The sequence below is a fragment of the Mesorhizobium sp. M7A.T.Ca.US.000.02.2.1 genome (assembly GCF_003996995.1).
Classification (GTDB): Bacteria; Pseudomonadota; Alphaproteobacteria; order Rhizobiales; family Rhizobiaceae; genus Mesorhizobium.
On record NZ_RZTT01000032.1, the window covers coordinates 1 to 19841 of the forward strand.

19 protein-coding genes, 1 pseudogene and 1 riboswitch are annotated in these 19841 nt (G+C 63.5%); of the genes and pseudogenes, 11 read left to right on the forward strand and 9 right to left on the reverse strand.

Annotated elements, in window-relative coordinates:
- From EOD15_RS05280 to EOD15_RS05295, 4 genes and pseudogenes are all read left to right on the forward strand, one after another.
- Positions 1-815 (forward strand): annotated as a pseudogene (locus tag EOD15_RS05280) (helicase); the annotation flags it as partial.
- A gap of 16 nt (positions 816-831) precedes the next feature.
- On the forward strand, positions 832-1218 hold the full coding sequence (locus EOD15_RS05285) for an RNA-binding S4 domain-containing protein (RefSeq protein ID WP_127318654.1): 387 nt from the start codon (positions 832-834) through the stop codon (positions 1216-1218).
- A gap of 234 nt (positions 1219-1452) precedes the next feature.
- Positions 1453-1791, forward strand: coding sequence for a ferredoxin FdxA (gene fdxA, locus EOD15_RS05290; protein ID WP_013529180.1), 339 nt, complete (start codon positions 1453-1455; stop codon positions 1789-1791).
- Positions 1792-2158: 367 nt separating this feature from the next.
- Positions 2159-2740 (forward strand): CarD family transcriptional regulator, encoded by a 582-nt coding sequence (locus EOD15_RS05295; protein ID WP_013529179.1) that lies wholly within the window; start codon positions 2159-2161, stop codon positions 2738-2740.
- A 74-nt stretch (positions 2741-2814) separates the two neighbouring features.
- Here EOD15_RS05295 and EOD15_RS05300 read toward each other — a convergent pair whose 3' ends face one another.
- From EOD15_RS05300 to EOD15_RS05310, 3 genes are all read right to left on the reverse strand, one after another.
- Complete coding sequence (locus EOD15_RS05300) at positions 2815-3588, reverse strand: amino acid ABC transporter ATP-binding protein (protein ID WP_127318656.1); 774 nt, start codon at positions 3586-3588, stop codon at positions 2815-2817.
- Positions 3585-4265, reverse strand: a complete 681-nt coding sequence (locus tag EOD15_RS05305; protein ID WP_127267252.1) for an amino acid ABC transporter permease — start codon at positions 4263-4265, stop codon at positions 3585-3587. Before EOD15_RS05305 ends, EOD15_RS05300 begins: the two co-directional genes overlap by 4 nt.
- Positions 4266-4403: 138 nt before the next feature.
- Positions 4404-5177, reverse strand: coding sequence for an amino acid ABC transporter substrate-binding protein (locus EOD15_RS05310; RefSeq protein ID WP_127267251.1), 774 nt, complete (start codon positions 5175-5177; stop codon positions 4404-4406).
- Positions 5178-5495: 318 nt separating this feature from the next.
- On the opposite strand from EOD15_RS05310, the gene EOD15_RS05315 reads away from it, so the two are divergent.
- A complete protein-coding gene (locus EOD15_RS05315) occupies positions 5496-6359 on the forward strand; it encodes an RNA polymerase factor sigma-32 (protein WP_127318658.1) in 864 nt (287 codons plus the stop codon).
- Between the two features lie 24 nt (positions 6360-6383).
- Here EOD15_RS05315 and EOD15_RS05320 read toward each other — a convergent pair whose 3' ends face one another.
- The 4 genes from EOD15_RS05320 to thiB all read right to left on the reverse strand — a co-directional run bounded on the left by EOD15_RS05320 (position 6384) and on the right by thiB (position 11761).
- Positions 6384-7853: a M48 family metalloprotease gene (locus EOD15_RS05320; protein WP_127267258.1), complete on the reverse strand. Its 1470-nt coding sequence runs from the start codon at positions 7851-7853 to the stop codon at positions 6384-6386.
- 257 nt (positions 7854-8110) lie between these two features.
- Positions 8111-8893: a thiamine ABC transporter ATP-binding protein gene (thiQ, locus tag EOD15_RS05325; protein ID WP_127318662.1), complete on the reverse strand. Its 783-nt coding sequence runs from the start codon at positions 8891-8893 to the stop codon at positions 8111-8113.
- On the reverse strand, positions 8886-10511 hold the full coding sequence (gene thiP / locus EOD15_RS05330; protein WP_127318664.1) for a thiamine/thiamine pyrophosphate ABC transporter permease: 1626 nt from the start codon (positions 10509-10511) through the stop codon (positions 8886-8888). The genes thiQ and thiP overlap by 8 nt, the downstream gene beginning before the upstream one ends.
- 251 nt (positions 10512-10762) lie before the next feature.
- Complete coding sequence (gene thiB / locus EOD15_RS05340; protein ID WP_127318666.1) at positions 10763-11761, reverse strand: thiamine ABC transporter substrate binding subunit; 999 nt, start codon at positions 11759-11761, stop codon at positions 10763-10765.
- 43 nt (positions 11762-11804) lie between these two features.
- Positions 11805-11919: riboswitch (TPP riboswitch) on the reverse strand.
- Positions 11920-12006: 87 nt separating this feature from the next.
- Here thiB and EOD15_RS05345 point away from each other — a divergent pair.
- Genes EOD15_RS05345 through EOD15_RS05360 form a run of 4 tightly spaced genes read left to right on the forward strand, consistent with a single transcriptional unit; the run spans position 12007 to position 15073 of the window.
- Positions 12007-12651: a thiamine diphosphokinase gene (locus EOD15_RS05345; RefSeq protein WP_127318668.1), complete on the forward strand. Its 645-nt coding sequence runs from the start codon at positions 12007-12009 to the stop codon at positions 12649-12651.
- Position 12652: 1 nt separating this feature from the next.
- Positions 12653-14473, forward strand: a complete 1821-nt coding sequence (locus tag EOD15_RS05350; RefSeq protein WP_127318670.1) for an ABC-F family ATP-binding cassette domain-containing protein — start codon at positions 12653-12655, stop codon at positions 14471-14473.
- A 58-nt stretch (positions 14474-14531) separates the two neighbouring features.
- Positions 14532-14774, forward strand: a complete 243-nt coding sequence (locus EOD15_RS05355) for a type II toxin-antitoxin system CcdA family antitoxin (protein ID WP_127270148.1) — start codon at positions 14532-14534, stop codon at positions 14772-14774.
- On the forward strand, positions 14774-15073 hold the full coding sequence (locus EOD15_RS05360) for a CcdB family protein (protein ID WP_127318672.1): 300 nt from the start codon (positions 14774-14776) through the stop codon (positions 15071-15073). The genes EOD15_RS05355 and EOD15_RS05360 overlap by 1 nt, the downstream gene beginning before the upstream one ends.
- 11 nt (positions 15074-15084) lie before the next feature.
- Here EOD15_RS05360 and EOD15_RS05365 read toward each other — a convergent pair whose 3' ends face one another.
- Together EOD15_RS05365 and EOD15_RS05370 are read right to left on the reverse strand one after the other, a co-directional pair.
- Positions 15085-16710 (reverse strand): hypothetical protein, encoded by a 1626-nt coding sequence (locus tag EOD15_RS05365; RefSeq protein ID WP_127318674.1) that lies wholly within the window; start codon positions 16708-16710, stop codon positions 15085-15087.
- 75 nt (positions 16711-16785) lie between these two features.
- The gene (locus tag EOD15_RS05370) at positions 16786-18084 is read right to left on the reverse strand and encodes an adenylosuccinate synthase (protein WP_127267133.1); all 1299 of its coding nucleotides are present in this window, start codon (positions 18082-18084) and stop codon (positions 16786-16788) included.
- 208 nt (positions 18085-18292) lie between these two features.
- Between EOD15_RS05370 and EOD15_RS05375 the strand changes: the two genes are divergently transcribed.
- Positions 18293-19198: a DMT family transporter gene (locus tag EOD15_RS05375; RefSeq protein ID WP_127267134.1), complete on the forward strand. Its 906-nt coding sequence runs from the start codon at positions 18293-18295 to the stop codon at positions 19196-19198.
- A 151-nt stretch (positions 19199-19349) separates the two neighbouring features.
- Positions 19350-19814, forward strand: coding sequence for a DUF2231 domain-containing protein (locus tag EOD15_RS05380; protein ID WP_127318678.1), 465 nt, complete (start codon positions 19350-19352; stop codon positions 19812-19814).
- Positions 19815-19841: the final 27 nt, after the last annotated feature.

The window sequence follows — 19841 nt, forward strand, 5'->3', positions numbered from 1 at the left end:
CCGTCGAAGGGTCGGAGCCGGCATCGGACGCAGTGGCCGTTTCGGAAACCACGGTCGAAATTCCCGCCGAAATCACCTCCGACGCCGCGGCGGAACCTGCTGCGCCTGCCGTGGAAGAACAGGCGGACGCTCCGGTCGAAACCGTGCAAGACGAAGCGCCTGTTGCCGAGGCTGCTGCTGAACCGGCGCCGGCTGAACCGCAGGCAGAGGCTGAAGCTGCCGAGACTGAAGCCGCAGCGGCAGAAGAAGCCGCAACGGCCGACCTGGCGGCAAATGCCGCGCCCGCAACGGACGCCGCGCCGGACGAACCTGTGGCGGTGACTGTCGGCGAACCCGCGCCGGAAGCCGAAGCACCAAAACCCATCCTGTTGTGGCGTCAGGGCCGCTTCGAACAGCGCCCGCGCAACCGCGATGACAACCGCAGGAACAATCGCCCGCGCAACGGACAAGCGCGCGGCCGAAGCGATGCGCCTGCGGATGCCGCCGGCGCACCGGCCGCTGCTGCACCCGGAGAACGCCCGGCCTATGAAGGACGGCGCGATGGAGCCGGCAAGCCGCGCTTCGACCGCTCGAAATTCAAGCCCAAGCCGCAGGCCGAAGGCGAACAGCGACGTGATGGCAGGCCGCAGGGCGAACGTCCCGACCGCCGCGAAGGCCGTCCCGACTGGAAGGGTGGCAGGCCGGATGGCAAAGGTGGCCCGCAAGGCGGCAAGCCGGCCTTCCAGCCGAAGCCGCGCGAGGAGCGCCCGGTGCGTTTCGATCCGGATTCGCCCTTCGCCAAGCTCGCCGCTCTCCGCGACCAGCTGAAGAAGTAGAACCCGGCTCGCTTCGATGGTTGCCGAAGGCCGCCAGCGCATCGACAAATGGCTGTTCTTCTCCCGCGCCGTGAAATCGCGCTCGCTGGCGGCGAAGTTGGTCGTCGCCGGCCGCGTCCGCATCAATCGCGACAAAGCAGCGCAGGCCTCCGACCAAGTCAAGCCAGGCGACGTCCTGACCATCACGCTCGAGCGTCGCATCTTCATCTGGAAGGTGCTCGGCGCCGGTACGCGACGCGGCCCGGTCGAGGAGGCCCGGACGCTCTACGAGGATATGTCGCCACCGCCCGCACCGAAGGGCGAAGCCCCTCCCGATGCAATTCCGGGGCTGCGCGAGGCCGGCAGCGGCCGCCCGACCAAGAAGGAACGTCGCCAGACCGACCGATTGCTCGGCGAAAATTGATGCCTGGCGTCCAAAAACACGCAGTGGTTCTGGGACAACGGCACGCCTGAGGCGAGAACTGAGCCCGGCAAACAGACGCTCTGCGGGACATGACTGACTTCCGCCGGGCCTGCAGTCTGGAATTCCATTCCGGAAACACCGGCACCGTCCGCAATGGCTACCCTTGCAAGCGGTCGACAAAGGCGTTACCTGACGGAAAAAGCCCAACAAAATGGGACGTCCCGGAGCCGACCGATGACCTATGTCGTGACCGACAATTGCATCAAATGCAAATACATGGACTGCATCGAAGTCTGTCCGGTCGACTGTTTCTACGAAGGCGAGAACATGCTCGTCATCCACCCCGACGAGTGCATCGACTGCGGCGTTTGCGAGCCGGAATGCCCGGCCGACGCAATCAAGCCGGACACCGAACCCGGCCTCGACAAATGGCTGCAGGTCAACACCGAATACGCCGAGAAATGGCCCAACATCACCGCCAAGAAGGAACCGCCGGCAGACGCCAAATCCTTCGACGGCGAGGCCGGCAAGTTTGAGAAATACTTCTCGGCCGAGCCCGGCGAAGGCGATTGACAACACGGCCGCAAAGGCCGGTATTACGCTGGGTAAGAGGCACGTCACATTAACCGGCTTGACAGCCGGCGCTGACCTGTGGCCTTCGCGTATGCAGCAAAACCTTGATTCTTCCGACTTTTTGTGTTACATCAGCGAAACATGCCGGTGACACAACGTCGATTTATGGCGCAGACGCCCCAAATCACTGAAAGGTGAAAATCCCATTCGGACCAGAGCGATCTGGGCCAGGCGGTCGCGATGTTGCGGTTTGCCGGTCCGGCTTTTCCGATGGGTTCATCTGTTGTGCGGCTAACGATCGGCTTCCCCGATCGCGCGAGTTCGGACCGGCAGGACGCCGGTGCCACAACAAGGAGTTCAGGGCGTAATGGCAACGATCACCCCGCAGAAGAAGTCCACCGCTGCGCGTCACGGTTTCAAGACCGGCGAGTACATCGTCTACCCGGCGCACGGCGTCGGCCAGATCGTCTCGATCGACGAGCAGGAAGTTGCTGGACACAAGCTGGAACTGTTCGTCATCGACTTTTCGAAGGACAAGATGCGCCTGAAGGTGCCGGTCGCCAAGGCGACCTCCATCGGCATGCGCAAGCTGTCGGAAGAGGATTATGTCGAGCGCGCGCTGAAGGTCGTGCAGGGCCGCGCCCGCGTCAAGCGCACCATGTGGTCGCGCCGCGCCCAGGAATATGATGCGAAGATCAATTCGGGCGACCTGATCTCGATCTCGGAAGTCGTGCGCGACCTCTACCGCGCCGACAACCAGCCGGAGCAGTCCTATTCCGAGCGCCAGCTCTATGAGGCGGCGCTCGACCGCATGGCCCGCGAGATCGCGGCCGTCAACCGCATGTCGGAAACCGAAGCCGTGCGCTTGATCGAGGTCAACCTCAACAAGGGCCCTAAGCGTGGCGCCAAGGCCGACAATGAAGAGGCCGAGCAGGAAGAAGCTGCCTGATCCTTCTCGCCTTTGAATTCATGAAAAACCCGGCCTCGCGCCGGGTTTTTTCGCATTCTAGGAGGTGACGGCAGTTACACCTCGCCGCCGCCTTCCTTCTCAGCCTCCTGCTTCAGCGTTGCGATGAACCGCTTCGTCCGTTGCTGCTGCGGATTGTTGAACAGCACCGCGGCCGGCCCCTTCTCGACGACGACGCCGGCATCGAGGAACACCACTTCCTGGGCGATCTTGGAGGCGAGGCGCAGATCATGCGTCGCCATCACCATGGTCGTGCCTTCGCTGGCGAGCTTGCCAAGCACCTCGACCACCTCTTGCGCCAGTTCCGGGTCGAGCGCCGAGGTCGGCTCGTCGCAGAGCAACACTTTCGGCGACGGCGCCAACGCGCGGGCGATCGCCACGCGCTGCTGCTGGCCGCCCGACAGCGTCGCTGGCCAGGCGTCTGCCTTGTGCACCATCCCGACCTTCTCCAGCAGAGCCAGTGCCCGCTCGCGTGCCCTCTCAGGCGACCATTTCAACACCGTCACCAGCCCTTCCATGACGTTCTCGATCGCAGTGCGATGCGGAAACAGCTGGAAGTTCTGGAACACCATGCCAGTCTGCAGCCGCAGGCGCTGGATATCCCTGGCCGGAACCCTGCCGCCGGGGTGGAATTCGAGCGTCTCGTCGCCAATGCGCACCGTGCCCGAGGTCGGGATCTCCAGGAGGTTGATACAGCGCAGCAGGGTGCTCTTTCCCCCGCCCGACGGACCGACCAGCGCCGTGACGCTGCCTTCGGCAATGGTGACCGTCACGCCCTTCAACACGAGATTGTCGCCGAAGCGCTTTTCGATGTTGCTGAGGCCGATCATGAGCGCGCCTCCAGGAAGCCGCCATAGCGGTTGAGCCGGGTCTCCAACCGCGTCTGCAAGGCCGACAGCACCGAACTCAGCGCCAAATAGAGGATCGCCGCCTCGACATAGAGGATCAGCGGCTCATAGGTGGTGGCGACGATGCGCTGCGCCGCCTGGAACATCTCCGGCACGGTGATGGCAGCGGCCAGCGACGTGTCCTTGACCAGCGAGATGAAGGTGTTGGAGAGCGGCGGCACCGCGACCCGGCCGGCTTGCGGCAGAATGGTACGCCGCATCGCCTGGCCCCAGGTCATGCCGATCGAATAGGCGGCTTCCCACTGGCCTTTCGGCACCGAGCCTATCGCCGCGCGGATGATTTCCGACGTGTAGGCGCCGATGTTGAGCGTGAATCCGATCAACGCCGCCGTGAAGGCGTCGAGCAGGATGCCGACCGACGGCAGGCCGTAGAAGATGAGGAACAGCTGCACCAAAAGTGGCGTACCCCGGAAGATCCAGACATAGAAGCGCACAAGCGCGACCAGCGGCTTGGGGCCGAACAGCCGGGCAAGTGCAGCACCCAACCCAACGGCCAGCCCCAAGGCGAAGGACAACAGCGTCAGCGGCACGGTGAAAATCAGCGCCGCCCACAGCAGCGAAGGCAGCGACTCCAGCATCAGTTGCAGCCAGTGCGGCACGTATGACCCTCCAGATTGGTCGAAGCAGCTTGGTCAAGGCGACAATGCGTCTGCCATATCACGACAAAAGCGGCGGGCCGTCAAAGACGGCTCGCCGCTCTATGTGTCTCATGGCCGCGGAGCGGCTCGCCTCGTAGATTACTTCGAAACATCCTGGCCGAAATAGGTGTCGGCGATCTTCTTATAGGTGCCGTCGGCCTTGATGTCGGCCAGCGCCTTGTTGATCGCGGCGACCAGCTCCGGATCGCCCTTGCGCACGATGACGCCGGAATAGTCGGCGTTTTCCTCTTGCGCGGCAATCTTCACATTGGCGTCGGGCTTGTGCTTCTTGAAGTCGAGGAACGACAGGCTGTCATTGATCGTGGCGTCGGCGCGGCCGGTCAGAAGCAGCTGGATCGACTGGTCGAAGCCATCGGTGCCGACCAGCTCGGCGCCGTTCGTTTCGGCCAGCTTGCCGAAATTCGAGGTCAGCGACTGCGCCGACTTCTTGCCCTTGAGATCGGCGAAGCTCTTGATGTCGGTGTTGTCGCCGCGCACGATCAGCACCGCCTTGGAGGCGATGTAGGGATCGGAGAAGTCGTACTTGGCTTTGCGGGCATCGGTGATGCCGACCTGATTGATGACGGCGTCGTAGCGATTGGCGTCGAGGCCGGCGATCAGTCCATCCCACTTGCCTTCGAGGAACTCGGCCTGGACACCAAGCTTCTCGGCAATCGCCTTGGCAATTTCGACGTCGAAGCCGACCAGTGCACCGGACGTGTCATGGTAGGTGAACGGCGCATAGGTGCCTTCCGTGCCGATCTTGATGACACCGGCGTGCTTGATCTGGTCGAGATTGGGGCCGGCATGACCTGAAGCGACAGCCAGGGCCTGCAGCGTTCCGGCGATAATGAGCGACTTGAGCCATTTCATTTTTCTGTGATCCCGTCCTTGGCCGGCTGGCCGGCATATTTGTGAGCGCTGGAAACTGACAGATGCAAGCCGAAAAAATAAGGAACTGAATTTCAAAAACAGCGGGTTTATGAAACCATATTCTCCAAACGGTACTTTCCACTCGCGGTTGCAGCCATCTCGGACCTCCTGAGAATCCTTCAGGCAACACAATCGCGCCGCCGCGGTCGCGGAACCTTTCCCGCGCATGGCAGTTCTGGCTGTTCTAGGGCACGACGCCGGCATTTCAACCCGGGCGGCAGCCAAGCAAAGTCATTCGCACCACCCAGGGAGCGCCTCATGATGGAAGACACGGCAGGACGGATCATGGTCCGCGCGGCAATGAAGGCTCCCTACCTCGAGCGTGACGAAGAGCATCGGCTTGCATTGCTCTGGAAAGAAAACAACGACCAGAACGCGCTGCACTCAATCACCGTCGCCCATATGCGACTGGTCATTTCCATGGCCTCCAAATTCCGCCATTACGGCCTGCCGCTCGGCGATCTGGTCCAGGAGGGTCATGTCGGATTGCTCGAGGCCGCCGCCCGCTTCGAGCCGGAGCGCGAGGTGCGGTTCTCGACCTATGCGACATGGTGGATCCGCGCCTCGATGCAGGACTATATCCTGCGCAACTGGTCTATCGTGCGTGGCGGCACCAGCTCGGCCCAGAAGGCGCTGTTCTTCAACCTGCGACGCCTGCGCGCGCGGTTGGCGAATGGCACGGAGCCGCTCTCCAACGCCACGCTCTATCGCGAGGTCTCGGAGGCGCTTGGCGTCTCCGAAGCCGATGTGGCGATGATGGATTCGCGGCTCTCGGCGCCCGACTCCTCGCTCAACATGCCTATTGCCGACGATGCGGGTTCGACCGAGCGCATGGATTTCCTGATTTCGGACGATCCGCTGCCCGACGAGATCGTCGGCGACAAGATCGATGTCGCGCGCCGCTCGCTCTGGCTGAGGGAGGCGCTTCGCGCGCTCAACGCACGGGAGCTTAGGATCATCGAGGAACGGCGGCTGAACGACGAGGGCGCGACACTCGAAGCGCTCGGCGAAACCCTCGGCATCTCCAAGGAACGCGTCCGCCAGATCGAGGCCCGCGCCATGGAAAAGCTGAAGGTCGCGTTGGTGAAGCAGAATCCGGAGTTCATGGCGACTGCCGCCTGAACGGCGGCAGGCGTCCAGCGGCGCCTACTTGTCGGTGACGATCTTGACCTTGTCGCCGGCCGAAACCGCGGCACCGGGCGACAGCGCGTTGAGGACGCGGAACAGGTCGAGCTTGCGGTCGACGCCGACCATCTGCGCCGAAAGTGAACCCATCGTCTGCCCAGGCTGGACGGTGACGACGCGGATGTGCAGCGGCTTCAGCGCCGCCTTTTCGGCAGCACTCAGGATCCGGAACGAGCCGCTGACCGAGCGGGCGATCGTGTCCAGAGACGTGCTGGCGGAAGGGGCCGCGGTCAGCAGCCGGTAGACCTGGCCGCCGGCGCGGATCACCGCTATGTCGAATTGCCAGCCTTCGGCGCCGGCATGCGCGGTCGCCGCCTCATTGCCGTTGATGGTTTCCTGCTTGACGCTGCTGTCGACGAGACCAGCCACCCAGCCGCTGCGGATATAGTCCGTCAGCGCCCGGTTCTTGTCGATGGAAACGCCATCGAAACGGATCGCTATGTCGCCGGGGCCGGTGGCCGTCACCGCTGCCGCCGAATTGTCGATGATGAAGCCGTCCGGCACCGTGAACGACACGCCAAGGCCCGGGTGCAGGAAGGTTTCGCCGCGCACATAGCCTTCCTCGGGCGTGTCGCCATACAGCAGGCCGTCTATGCCGGCGAGGAAGGAATCGCGGTCGCGCGTGCCGACGCCCGGCGCGCCGAACTGGCGGGCATGGCGCTGCGCCAGATCGATGCGCTGCGGCGTGTTGGGGTGCGTGGCCAGGAAGTCCAGGCTGGCGTCGGTGGCGCCGCTGATCGAGCGGAAATCGGTATAGGCCGACATCGATTGAAGGAAGCGGCCTGCGGCGAAAGGATCGTAGCCGGCCTCGCCGATCGACTTGATGCCGATGGCGTCGGCTTCCAGCTCCTGGTTGCGCGAAAATTGCGCCAGCCTCAGCTTGCCGCGGATCAACGCCGCCTTGGCGGTCGGGCTGTCGCCGAGCACATCGGAAACCACCTTGGTCGCCAGGCCTTCCTCTGCCTCGAGCTGTTGGCGCTGCAGGCCGTGATTGGCGGTGACGTGGCCCATCTCATGCGCGATGACAGCGGCAAGCTCGGCCGAATCATTGGCCAGCGCCAGGAGGCCGCGGGTGATGTAGAGATAACCGCCCGGCAGCGCGAATGCGTTGACGTTGGGCGAATTTAGAATGGTGATGCGATAGGTCTGTGTCGGGTTGGCGGACACCACCGTCAAACTACCGACCACCTTGGCGACCATTCGCTCGAGCTTGGGGTCGGAATATTCACCGCCGTAAGTCGCCAGGATGCGCGGGTGCTGCGCCTTGGCCAATTCGGCGAGCTTGTTGTTGGCGCCGACATTGTCCACTGTGATCGGCTTGTCGGAAGGCTGGAAGCCGGATTCCTGAACTTCCGGCGGCGTGAACATCTGGCAGCTTGCCAACGCCACGGCAAAACCGGCCAGCGCGAGAAAACGCGCCAGCGGTTTCATTCCCAATGTGTTAGCGCCGATCGCCAGAACGGCTTCCTTTCGGGTCCCGGCGCATGACCACGAAAATCGGGGGCGATCTTCGGAACGTGTCATGCGCTATCTAAAACTGCTGCAGCATCCGTTGCCCGTCCCTTAGGGCGGGCGGCAAATACTGCAGGCAAATCACGGCCTGTGCCGGACCGGTAGGGCGACCTAGCCACACTCCCCCGGTCATGGCAAGCAAACGCCACATCGCCTGGAGCCGGTTTGACCGTAAATTATGTCCGCTTCCGGGCAACATCGCGTGATGTGGAATATCCAGCACCCGCGCCGATATAGCGCCGGAACGCCTCCGGACCAGCCCCGGTAAAGAAATCATCAGCCTTGCCGGTTGCGGCCACCAACCCATTGTCGACAAACACCATGTGCTCGCCGATGCGGCGTGCATCCTCGGGCTGGTGGGTGACAAATAGCACCGTCATGGCGCGTTCGGCATGAACGGCAGCAACCAGATCCAGCATCTCGTCGCGCAAAGCGGGTCCGAGCGAAGCGAAGGGCTCGTCGAGCAGCAACACCGGTCGGTCGCGCACCAGCACGCGGGCCAGTGCGACGCGCTGGCGTTCGCCCCCGGAGAGCTCGCGCGGCAGGCGTTTCTCCTTGCCCGCGAGACCGGTGCGCGCAAGCGCCTCGGCGACCGCGGCGCGGTCCGCCTCGGTCAGCCCCAGGGAGGGCGAGCGGCCGAGCCCGACATTCTGCTCGACGGAAAGATGCGCGAAGAGATTGTTCTCCTGGAACACCATCGACACCGGCCGCGCCGAGGCCGGCTCGGCGCTGACATCGGCCCCGCCGATCAGCACGCGGCCCGATTGTGGGGTCTCGAAGCCGGCGACCAGATTGAGCAGCGTCGACTTGCCCGAACCGCTCGGACCCATGATGGCGGTGATCTTCGCCGTGGCGAACTCGACGTCGAAGACAAGTGGCACCTCACCATAACTGAACGACACCTTGTCCAGCCGCACCGGCGCGCCCTTCTCGAGCCTGCTGGCCGCCCTCTCACGCATCTCGGACCTTCTCCCTTCCCAGCCAGTGCGCCGCCACGATCAACGCGAGACAGACGAGGCCGAGCAGCAGTGCCAGGCCGGCAGCATCCTCGGTGCGGTAGCTGCCCATCCGTGCCAGAAGAAGGTAGGGCAATGTCTGCACGGAATCACTGCCGAACAGGGCAATGACACCGAGATCGCCCAGCGACAGCGCCATGGCGAAAGCGAAGGCCGTGGCGAGCGGGCGCCGCAGCGACGGCCAGTCGACCAGCATCAGCCGGTTCCAGCCCGCAATGCCGAGCTGTGCGCAGAGCCGTTCGTGACGCTCGCTCGCCGCATCATAGGCGGGACGCACGGCGCGCAGGGCGAATGGCATCGCCATCACCGCGTTGACGGTGACGACCATGACCGGGGCGATGGCAAAGACATCGCCGGCATGGCGCAGCAACAGGAACCAGCCGGCGCCGACGACGATCGGCGGCACGACAAGGACAAAGCCGGCGCCTGTATCGGCAGCGTGTTCGAGCAGTGTCTTTGCGCCGGCACGGCGGTTCAGCGCCAGTGCCCGCCGCGCCATGGTCAGCGCCAGCGACAGCATCACCGAGAGCAGTGCCGACAGGAAGGCCAGCACCACGCTGGTCAGCGTTGCCTGCCGGACAGTGGCCTCGCTGGCCAACCGGCCGAGATCCGCACCCAACCCGGCCATCACGGTTGCCGCCATCGGCCCAACGACGAACAGCAGCGCCAGGATGATGAGTAGCGCGTTCAACCAGGTCTCGCTCCGATGGACTGAGAGATACCGACGTTGCGCGACCGGCAAATTGGTGTCGCCGACCACATTGGCGCCCAGGCGCGTCAGGGCCAGCACAACGATAAAGGTCAGGGCAATCTGCAACAGCGTCAGTGTAACGGCCCGCGCGGGATCGAAATCAAAGCGCAGCGCCTGGTAGATGCCGACCTCCAGCGTCGTCGCGGCCGGCCCGCCGCCGAGCGTCAGCACGATCGTGAAGGATGTGATGCAGAGCATGAACACAAGCCCGGCGACGCCGGGCAGTGCGGCGCGCAGCGTTGGCCATTCGATCAGCCGGAACGCCGGCCGCGCCGCCATGCCGAGTTGGCTCGCCAACCGCCATTGGTCGGCCGGTATGGTCTGCAGCGCCTCGAGGAACAGCCGCGTCGCCAGCGGCAGGTTGAAGAAGACATGGGCGACGAGGATGCCGGACAGGCCATAGATACCCGGCCAGCTTCCGCCGCCGATCAGGGCAAGCACGCCGGCGAAATAGCCGGCACGGCCATAAAGCGCCAGAATGCCGAGCGCTGCGACAATAGCCGGCAGCGCCAACGGCACGGCGAAGATCTGCAGGATGAAGGCGCGGCCGAAGAAACGTGGATGTCGCGACAGAGCCCGCGCCACGAACAGCGCCGGGATGGCCGAAAGCAGCGTCGAGAGCGCCGCTTGCCAGAGCGTGAAGCGAATGACGCGAAGCAGATAGGGATCGAAGGCTGACCAGGCGCCCGAGAAATCATGGGCGCCCTCGAAAAGCAGGCCGGCAAACGCGCCGCCGATCAGCAGCGCGATCGCGGCTAGCGCGACAATGCCGGCGCTGACGCGGGGATCGGCTGGATGGCGCTTACGCATCTCGCGCTATCCAACCCTGCGACGGGTATTGATCGAGGGGAATATCTGGCGAAGGCCGAGCCCACCCCCCTCTGTCCTACCGGACATCTCCCCCTCAAGGGGGGAGATTGCGCACTCAGCCGCCTTCGCTATTCTCAAGAGTGGCAGGACTAAGAGAGGCGATAAAGCTGCCGATATCCCCCCCTGAGGGGGAGATGGCCGGCAGGCCAGAGGGGGGCGGCTTGGCGCAAACATGCGACGCGGCTCGCGCCCTACTTGCTCATCACCGCAAGCCATTCATCGACCCAGGCCTTGCGATTGGCAGCGACCTCTTGCGGGCTGAACAGCAAGGTCTTGGTCGGCTTGACCAGTTTATCAAAGGCCGGATTGAGCGGCTTGTCGGTCTTGCCGGCCGGGAACATCCAGTTGGTCTCGGGAATGGCATCCTGGAATTTAGGCCCGGTCATGAAGGCCATAAACTTGGCCGCCAGCGGATTCTTGGCTCCCGTCGTGGTGATACCCGCCACCTCGATCTGCAGATACTCGCCCTCCTCGAAGGAGGCGGCCTGGTAGCGCCCGGTGTTCTCGGCGATCATGTGATAGGCCGGCGACGTCGTGTAGGACAGCACCATCGGCGCCTCGCCCTTGGTGAACAGCCCATAGGCCTCGCTCCAGCCCGGCGTCACGGTCAGCACCTTCGGCTTGAGCTTGGCCCAGGCCTCCGGCGCCTTGTCGCCATAAACCGACTTGACCCACAGAAGCAGGCCGAGGCCCGGCGTCGAGGTGCGTGGATCCTGGATGACGATCTTGTCGTCGGCACTGCCTTCGACCAGCTCTTTCAGGCTTTTCGGCGGGTTCTTCAGCTTCTCGGTGTCGTAGACGACAGCGAAATAGCCGTAATCAAAGGGGACAAAAGTGTCGTCGCTCCAGCCGCCCGGTACATTGACGTCGGCCACCGTGCCATGCGGCGCGAACAGGCCTGACGCCTTGGCATCGGCGGTGAGATTGGTGTCGAGGCCAAGCACGATATCGGCCTTGGTCGATGCGCCTTCCAATCTGACGCGGTTGAGCAGCGCGACGCCGTCGGCGACCGAGACGAACTCGACATCGCAGCCGCATTCGGCCTCGAACGCCTTCTTCACCACGGGACCCGGACCCCAGTCGGCGGTAAAACTCTCATAGGTGTAGACGGTGAGCTTGTCCTTGGCCAAGGCCGGTCCGGACAAGGCCACGACCGTTGCTGAAACAAGAGCGTATAAAAGCGTGCGCATCGGCGCCTCCTTCGTTCGAATTGAAAGGAATTGAGGCGTCGGACTGTCCGAAACGTCTAATCCCTCCGCCGGTACAAACCGGATCAGGTTCAGCGGGTTGGCGAGACTGCCTCTCAGCCGGTCCGCGAAGATCGCGTCCGGCACCCCGTTAGAGCGTTTCGACACATAGGCCGGGCCGATCCGCCACGCAAGTGGGAGTTTGCCGCCTTCCGTTTCCCGTGCCGGGCTGGTAAGGGCCACACGATATGAGCACATTCACCATCCTGCTTGGCGGCGATCTCATCCGCACGCCACGGCTCGACCGTCAGGTCGAAGGCTCCCGCGTCATCGCCGCCGACGCCGGCATAGGCCATGCGCAGTTGCTGGGCCTCGTGCCGGAGCTGTGGGTGGGTGATTTCGATTCCGTGCCGGCGAACCTGCCGGACGATCTCGCTTCCGTGCCGCGCCGGACCTTCCCGGCGGAAAAGGACCAGACCGATGGCGAACTTGCCATCGCCGCAGCACTCGAGCGCGGCGCGACCCGGCTGGTGCTCGCCGGTGCTTTCGGCGGCAAGCGCGCCGACCACGCTTTCCTGCATCTGGCGCTTGCCTTGCGCCTGGCCGAAGCAGGGACCGATGTGCTCCTGACCAGCGGCGCCCAGGAAGGCATTCCCCTGCTGCGTGGAATGGCCGGCTTCGACTATGCCGATGGCACACTATTTTCGGTGCTCGGCTTTTCCGAACTCGCCGGCCTGAACGTCACCGGCGCCAAATGGCCGCTGAACCACGTCAAGGTGGCCTTCGGTTCGTCGCTGACCATTTCCAACGAGATCAAGGGCCGCCTCGAAATCGCGCTCGGCCATGGCCGCGCGATGCTGCTCGCTCATCCCTATCCCTTACCTGAAAGCTGACATGGCCCCGCCTCTTCTCAACCTCGACGGGATAAAACTGACCTTCGGCGGCACGCCGCTGCTCGACGGCGCCGCCTTGACGGCTTCGGCCGGCGACAAGATCGCACTGGTCGGCCGCAACGGGTCGGGCAAGTCGACCCTGCTGAAGATCGCCGCTGGCCTGATCGAGCCGCAGGACGGCGAGGTGTTCCGCCAGCCTTCGGCAACTGTCCGCTATTTGCCGCAGATGCCCGACATGGAGGGCTTTGCCACTGTCCGCGCCTATGTCGAGGCCGGGCTTGGCCCTGCCGACGATTCCTACCGCGCCAGCTATCTGATGGAGCATCTCGGACTGTCGGGTGAGGAACGTCCGAACGATCTGTCGGGCGGCGAGGCGAGGCGTGCTGCCCTTGCCCGCGTCATGGCCCCGGAGCCAGACATCCTGCTGCTCGATGAGCCGACCAATCATCTCGACCTCTCGGTCATCGAATGGCTGGAAGAAGAACTCATCCGCACCTCCTCGGCACTGATCGTCATCTCGCACGACCGCCGCTTTCTCGAACGTGTGTCGCGCGCCACCATCTGGCTCGATCGCGGCCAGACCCGCAGGCTGGACAAGGGCTTTGGCCATTTCGAGGAATGGCGCGACCTGGTCCTGGAGGAAGAAGAGCGCGAGCAGCATAAACTCGGCCGCCAGATCGTTCGCGAAGAGCATTGGCTGCGCTACGGCGTGACGGCGCGGCGCAAGCGAAACATGCGCCGGCTCGGCGAGTTGCAGACCATGCGCCAGCGTTTTCGCGGCCATCGCGGTGCCGAAGGGTCGGCGACCATGGTGGCGAGCGACGCCGCCGAGTCCGGCAAGCTGGTGATCGAGGCGAAGAACATCGAGAAGAGCTTTGGCGATCTAACCGTGGTCAAGGGGTTTTCGACCCGCATCCAGCGCGGCGATCGCGTCGGCCTAGTCGGGCCGAACGGCGCCGGCAAGACGACGCTCTTGAAGATGCTGACCGGCGAGATGAAGCCGGACGCCGGTTCGGTGCGGCTCGGCACCAATCTGGAGATCGCCACGCTCGACCAGAAGCGCGAGGCGGTCGACCCGCAGGAGACGCTGGCGCAATATCTCACCGACGGGCGCGGCGAGAACCTCGTCATCAATGGCGAGCAGCGCCACGTCGTCTCCTACATGAAGGATTTCCTGTTCAAGCCGGAGCAGGCACGCACCCCGGTGCGCGAATTGTCCGGCGGCGAGCGGGCACGGCTCTTGCTGGCGCGCGTGCTGGCGCGGCCGGCAAACCTTCTGGTGCTCGATGAGCCGACCAACGATCTCGATATGGAGACGCTGGAACTGCTGCAGGAACTGATCGCTGGCTTTGCCGGCACCGTCATCCTAGTCAGCCACGACCGCGATTTCCTCGACCGCACCGTGACCAGCCTGATTGCACCGGATGGTGACGGCCGCTGGATCGAATATGCCGGCGGCTACTCCGACATGCTGGCGCAGCGCGGCGGCACCAGGCTGGACGACCGCAAGGCGCGCGCGAAGGCCGAGAACGGCGAAGCGCCAGTGACGACCAGAAGTGAAGCGGCCGCGCCAAAGGGGCCGGCGAAGAAACTGTCGTTCAAGCAGAAATTCGCTCTGGAATCGCTGCCCAAGAAAATCGAGGCTGTGACGGCTTCGATCTCAAGACTGGAGAACAACATCGCCGATCCGGCCTATTACGAGCGCGACCCGGCCTCCTTCCAGAAAACCATCGCCGCCCTCGACAAGGAGCGCGCGACGCTGGCGGCGCTCGAGGAAGAATGGCTGGAACTGGAGATGTTGCGCGAGGAAATGGAAGGGTGAAGGATTGCGTGGGGGCTTTTATGCGCCTAGATTATGCGCATAAAAGGAGGCGATCTTTATGCTTCAATCGACGTCAAAACCTCAGCGACAATCTGTGAATACGTCCATCGACTCTCGGTTGATCAGCGATGCGAAAGCTTTGGGCATCAATATCTCACGCGCCGCCGAAGAGGGCATTGCAAAAGCAATCTCGGCAGAAAAAACGCGCCGATGGCAGGAAGAAAATAAGGAAGCCATCGACAGCTCCAATGAGTATGTCAGACGCAACGGACTGCCACTGGCCAAACACCGGCCGTTCTGATGGCGCGTTATGATTTCTATAGGAATGCCGCGGGCGGCGGTTATCTTCTCGACGTGCAATCAGACCTTCTTGAAGGACTAAGCACCAGGATCATCATTCCGCTGATGCCGCCCAAGATAGCCCCGGTTCCTGGTCGCCGATTAAACCCGACCTTCACCATAAACGGCAAAGATCATGTGATGGTCACCCAGTTTATGTCAGCCTTCTCTGCCTCGGAATTGCCGGATCCAGAGGGAAGCCTTTCCAGGCACCATGACGAGATTGTCTCCGCGCTCGACATGCTGTTCCAAGGCTTCTGAACTGCTCCTTCTCAGCCAGCCGTCTTGGCCTGCCAGGCCTTGATCGCCTCGTCGAACACCTTCTCGCCGGGAATGCCCTTTTCCATGGTCAGCAGTGCCCGCCGTCCGGTCTTGTAGACGACCGGTACGTCGATCCAGTCCTGGCCGCGAAGCAGGGTCATGTTGGCGTCTTCGTCGGCCTTGGTATCGTTGAGCGCGACGAGGAAGAAGCCGTCGGCGATCTTCGCCGGAATGCCGATCAACGGGCTGCCGGCATCCTGTTCCGAACCCTTCATGGCGACGCGCAGGATGTTGTCGACACCGCCGCCCTCGAAACCGTCGGGCGTCAGGAAGATCATCTCGATGATATGGCTGGCCGGCAGTGTCTGATCGGTGTTGCGGCGGATGGTCATGCGCAACTGGATGTCCTTGCCGGGAATGGTGGCCTCGGCACGGATCGCCGGCTCCGGCGGCAGGTCGCCACCGGGCGATTCCTGCACCAGCGACCAGACGATATTGCCGGGCTCGGCGGAGCCCTGGGCGGTGCTGGTGCGCTCCTCGTAGAAGATCGCCTTCTGGCCGACAGGCAGAGCGGTTTCCGCAGGCGCAGCTGCCGGTGCGGGCGGCGTGCCGGCAGCATCGGCCGGCGCTGCCGGGGCAGCTCCGTTGGCAGGCGGCGTTGCGGGGGCGGCACCTGTAGCGGGGGGCGCTGCCGCGGCAGGTGTGCCTGCGGCCGGAGAGGAAATCGCCGGTGCGTTCGCCGCCGAGGGCGGCGTGGTCAGCGCGGCGACCGATTCGCCTTCGCCGATGCCGCTTTGGCCACCGGCCGGACCCGGGTCGACTTCACTGCCCTGCGGCGTCAGCCGCTGCGTGAATTTCGTGCTTTCGGCCTCCGTGCCGCCAGCCGCGGGCGCCGGAGGCGTTGCCGCGGCATCGGTTGCCGGCTTGGCAGGCGCTGGTTTCACCGGCTCGGTCTTGACGACCTGATTGCCGCCGAGCCCAAGCATTTTGCCAAAGGCATCCTTGTTCAGCCAGATTCCGTAGCCACCGCCGGCTACGACCAGAAGAGCGACGACCGCCGCGATCAGCCCACCATAGCTGCGCTTGCGCTCGGCGGGACGCAGGCGCTGGAAGGTGTCCGACACCGGCTCTTCGTCGCTGGAAAAGACATCTGCCTCGTCCTCCGCCTCGTCGGCATCCATACCTGGAAGAGGCGTTTCGGCGCGAGCCGGCTGGGAAGGCGCCGGCGTCGCCCTTTGCCAGCTCGGCTCGACCTTGGCGGCAGGTGGTGGCGCGGGCTGATAAGATTCAGGCTTTGCAGCGGGCGGTGCGGGCCAAGCCGATTCAGCCTTGGCCGGCTGCCGTGTATGGCTCGGCTGATTCTTGTTGCGATCGATCGACGAAAAGATGTGTTCCAGCTCCGCCAGCGGATCGGTCTCCGGCAGGCTCTTGGCATAGTCCCGCTCGACACTCGCGATCGCGTCTTCCAGCGAACGCATCTGCGTGGCTATGGCTTCGGCGGCCGGCGGCGGCGAATATTCCTCAAGCTTCTTCGCCAGCATGGTGCGAACGCTGGCATAGATGCGCGTACGCTTTTCCGGCGTCTCGTCGCCATGCTTGCCGAGCGCCTTTTTCAGAATAGCAACGTAATCTGCCATGCTTCAGTCGACCTGTATTTTGTTTCCGCGCCGGCCCCCGCAAATCGGCCGCGATGCCCGGAAAGGCTTCAGAAACTAGTCTTGAAACGGATCGGTCACAAGTATCGTGTCGTCCCGTTCCGGGCTGGTGGAAAGGAGTGCGACCGGGGCGCCGATCAGCTCTTCGATGTAGCGGACGTATTTGACGGCCTGGGCCGGCAGATCGTTCCAGCTGCGCGCGCCGGCAGTGGTGCCTTTCCAGCCCTCGAGCGTCTCGTAGACAGGTTCGACACGTGCCTGCGCGCCTTGGCTGGCCGGCAGATAATCGATCATCTCGCCGTCGAGACGGTAACCTGTGCAGACCTTGATCTCGTCCAGCCCGTCAAGCACGTCGAGCTTGGTCAGCGCGATGCCCTTGATGCCGTTGACAGCGACGGCCTGGCGTACCAGCACCGCGTCAAACCAGCCGCAGCGGCGCTTGCGGCCGGTGACGACGCCGAATTCATGGCCGCGCGTGCCGAGGAATTCGCCGACTTCGTTCTTCTGCTCGGTCGGGAACGGACCCTCGCCGACGCGTGTCGTATAGGCTTTGGTGATGCCGAGCACATAGCCGATGGCGCCTGGGCCGACGCCGGAGCCGGCGGCAGCCTGTCCGGCAACCGTGTTCGACGAGGTTACGAACGGATAGGTGCCGTGGTCTATGTCAAGCAGCGTGCCCTGCGCGCCCTCGAACAGGATACGCTCGCCAGCCCGGCGCTTGTCGTCGAGGATCTTCCAGACCCGGTCCATATAGGGCAGGATGTCGTCGGCGACCGAGGTCAATTCCTGCATGATCGCGTCATGCGTGACTTCCGCATGGCCAAGCCCCCGACGCAGCGCATTGTGGTGCGTCAGCAGCCTGTCAACCTTCACGGGCAGTGTTTCCAAATCCGCCAAGTCCATCACCCTGACCGCGCGCCGGCCCACCTTGTCCTCGTAGGCGGGGCCGATGCCACGACGGGTCGTGCCAATCTTCGTCCCGGAATTGGATGCGGCGTCCTCACGGAATCCGTCCAGCTCCCGATGCAGGGACAGGATAAGCGCTGTGTTTTCGGCTATTTTCAGGCGATCCGGTGCGACTTCGACACCTTGCGCCTTGAGCTTGGCCACCTCGGCGACGAAAGCATGCGGGTCGAACACGACGCCATTGCCGATGATGGACAGCTTGCCCTGGCGCACGACGCCCGACGGAAGCAACGACAGCTTGTAGACCTTGCCGTCGACGACCAGCGTATGGCCGGCATTGTGGCCGCCCTGGAAACGCACCACGACATCGGCCCGCTCCGACAGCCAGTCGACGATCTTGCCCTTGCCTTCGTCACCCCACTGCGAGCCGACGACCACCACATTGGCCATGTTTCTTTTCCCTTGAGACGCCGCCAAGCGGCTTGAATATGGTTCGAAACGACAGGCCTCTATAACGTCAAGACCTCGCGAGCGCGACCTTTCTTTGCCGTCGAAAATGCCCTGAGGCACAACAATTTTCGGCTTTGACATCATTTACTTGGGCGAGCGAGGGCAATAGGCCGGCAAACACCGCAGCTCCGGCGACTGGAATCCCGCGATGCATCGAAGCGCCTACATATTCCTGCTGCTCACCACCTTGCTCTGGGGTGGAAATTCGGTGGCCGGCAAGCTGGCGGTCGATCACGTCTCGCCGATGACGCTGGTCTTTCTGCGCTGGGTGCTGGCCGTGGCGATCATGCTGCCCATCGGCTGGAAGACCATCCAGAAGGACTGGCCGGTCGTCCGCAAGCACTGGTTCGTGCTGGTCGCCCTCGGCGCCAGCGGCTTCACCCTGTTCAACACCATCTTCTACACGGCGCTCAACTACACGACAGCGATCAATGTCTCGATCGAACAGGCGGCGATGCCGATCCTGATCATGACTGCCAATTTCGTCTTCTTCCGCCTGCGCGTGAACTGGGCGCAGATTGTCGGCGTCGTGCTGACTATCGCCGGCGTGATCCTCACCGCCTGCCATGGCGACCCGCGCCGGCTGTTGACGCTGGAACTCAATTTCGGCGACGCCATCATGCTGGTCGCCGTGTTTCTCTACAGCGGCTATTCGGTCGGACTGCGGTTGAAACCGGTGATGCATTGGCAAAGCCTGATGCTGGCCCTGTCGGTTGCGGCACTCGTCACTTCGCTGCCGTTCTTCCTGTGGGAGGTCGTCGCCGGCAAGGTCATCATGCCCGATGCGCGCGGCTGGACCGTCATCGTCTATACGGCGATCGGCGCCTCCGTCGTTTCGCAGATCTTCTACATCAGAGGAAACGAACTGATCGGCGCCAACCGCGCCGGCCTGTTCATCAATCTGGTGCCGATCTTCGGCACGCTGCTGTCGGTGCTGATCGTCGGCGAGACGTTCCACCTCTATCAGGCACTGGCTTTGGTGCTCGTGCTGGGCGGCATCGGGCTTGCCGAATACAGCGGGCGCAAGATGGCGGTGGCGGACCACCGCAGATGACATGTGGCGGCTGACGCTCTCCCCGTTGCAGCGATTCACGCGAACAGCATGGATCTAGCCAATGGCCCGGAAACAGCGGCATAAACCCTGCCGCGTCCTCACTTGGAACATTTCACCTCCAGCGGAGTTTGAACGGCAGGGAGGCGACATGATGAGCCCGAACCCTCGCAGCACGGCAAGCATTGCCGGTCACCCTATCCATCCCATGCTGATTCCGTTTCCGATTGCTTTTTTCGTCGGCACCTTCGTTTGCGATCTTATCTTCTGGCGAACAGCCGATCCCGGATGGGTCACCGGGTCGCTTTGGCTTCTCGGCGCAGGCCTGATCACGGCAGCCCTGGCTGCGCTTGCTGGCCTGACGGATGTTCTCGGCGATGTTCAGATCCGCAATCTCACAACGGCATGGCTCCATGCCGGCGGCAATGTACTCGTCGTGTTGATCGAGCTTTACAACTGGTACTCGCGGTATGCCGGCGGAGCGGCGGCCGTGATGCCAGCCGGCATCGTCCTATCGATGATCGTGGTTCTCATCCTGCTGTTTACGGGCTGGAAGGGCTGGGAACTGGTCTACCGACATCGCGTGGGTGTCTCCGATGGCTCGGACGAGTTGACCTGAACCGGCCGCCGCGGCGGCCGGCATCAG

Coding starts and splice junctions, on each gene's coding strand:
- EOD15_RS05375 (WP_127267134.1), top strand. CDS start 18,293: ATGCATCGAAGCGCCTACATATTCCTGCTGCTCACCACCTTGCTCTGG.
- EOD15_RS05380 (WP_127318678.1), top strand. CDS start 19,350: ATGAGCCCGAACCCTCGCAGCACGGCAAGCATTGCCGGTCACCCTATC.
- fdxA (WP_013529180.1), top strand. CDS start 1,453: ATGACCTATGTCGTGACCGACAATTGCATCAAATGCAAATACATGGAC.
- EOD15_RS05300 (WP_127318656.1), bottom strand. CDS start 3,588: ATGATCGGCCTCAGCAACATCGAAAAGCGCTTCGGCGACAATCTCGTG.
- EOD15_RS05310 (WP_127267251.1), bottom strand. CDS start 5,177: ATGAAATGGCTCAAGTCGCTCATTATCGCCGGAACGCTGCAGGCCCTG.
- EOD15_RS05315 (WP_127318658.1), top strand. CDS start 5,496: ATGATGGAAGACACGGCAGGACGGATCATGGTCCGCGCGGCAATGAAG.
- EOD15_RS05355 (WP_127270148.1), top strand. CDS start 14,532: ATGCTTCAATCGACGTCAAAACCTCAGCGACAATCTGTGAATACGTCC.
- EOD15_RS05285 (WP_127318654.1), top strand. CDS start 832: ATGGTTGCCGAAGGCCGCCAGCGCATCGACAAATGGCTGTTCTTCTCC.
- EOD15_RS05345 (WP_127318668.1), top strand. CDS start 12,007: ATGAGCACATTCACCATCCTGCTTGGCGGCGATCTCATCCGCACGCCA.
- EOD15_RS05360 (WP_127318672.1), top strand. CDS start 14,774: ATGGCGCGTTATGATTTCTATAGGAATGCCGCGGGCGGCGGTTATCTT.
- thiQ (WP_127318662.1), bottom strand. CDS start 8,893: ATGCGTGAGAGGGCGGCCAGCAGGCTCGAGAAGGGCGCGCCGGTGCGG.
- EOD15_RS05350 (WP_127318670.1), top strand. CDS start 12,653: ATGGCCCCGCCTCTTCTCAACCTCGACGGGATAAAACTGACCTTCGGC.
- EOD15_RS05365 (WP_127318674.1), bottom strand. CDS start 16,710: ATGGCAGATTACGTTGCTATTCTGAAAAAGGCGCTCGGCAAGCATGGC.
- EOD15_RS05370 (WP_127267133.1), bottom strand. CDS start 18,084: ATGGCCAATGTGGTGGTCGTCGGCTCGCAGTGGGGTGACGAAGGCAAG.
- thiB (WP_127318666.1), bottom strand. CDS start 11,761: ATGCGCACGCTTTTATACGCTCTTGTTTCAGCAACGGTCGTGGCCTTG.
- EOD15_RS05320 (WP_127267258.1), bottom strand. CDS start 7,853: ATGAAACCGCTGGCGCGTTTTCTCGCGCTGGCCGGTTTTGCCGTGGCG.
- EOD15_RS05295 (WP_013529179.1), top strand. CDS start 2,159: ATGGCAACGATCACCCCGCAGAAGAAGTCCACCGCTGCGCGTCACGGT.
- thiP (WP_127318664.1), bottom strand. CDS start 10,511: ATGCGTAAGCGCCATCCAGCCGATCCCCGCGTCAGCGCCGGCATTGTC.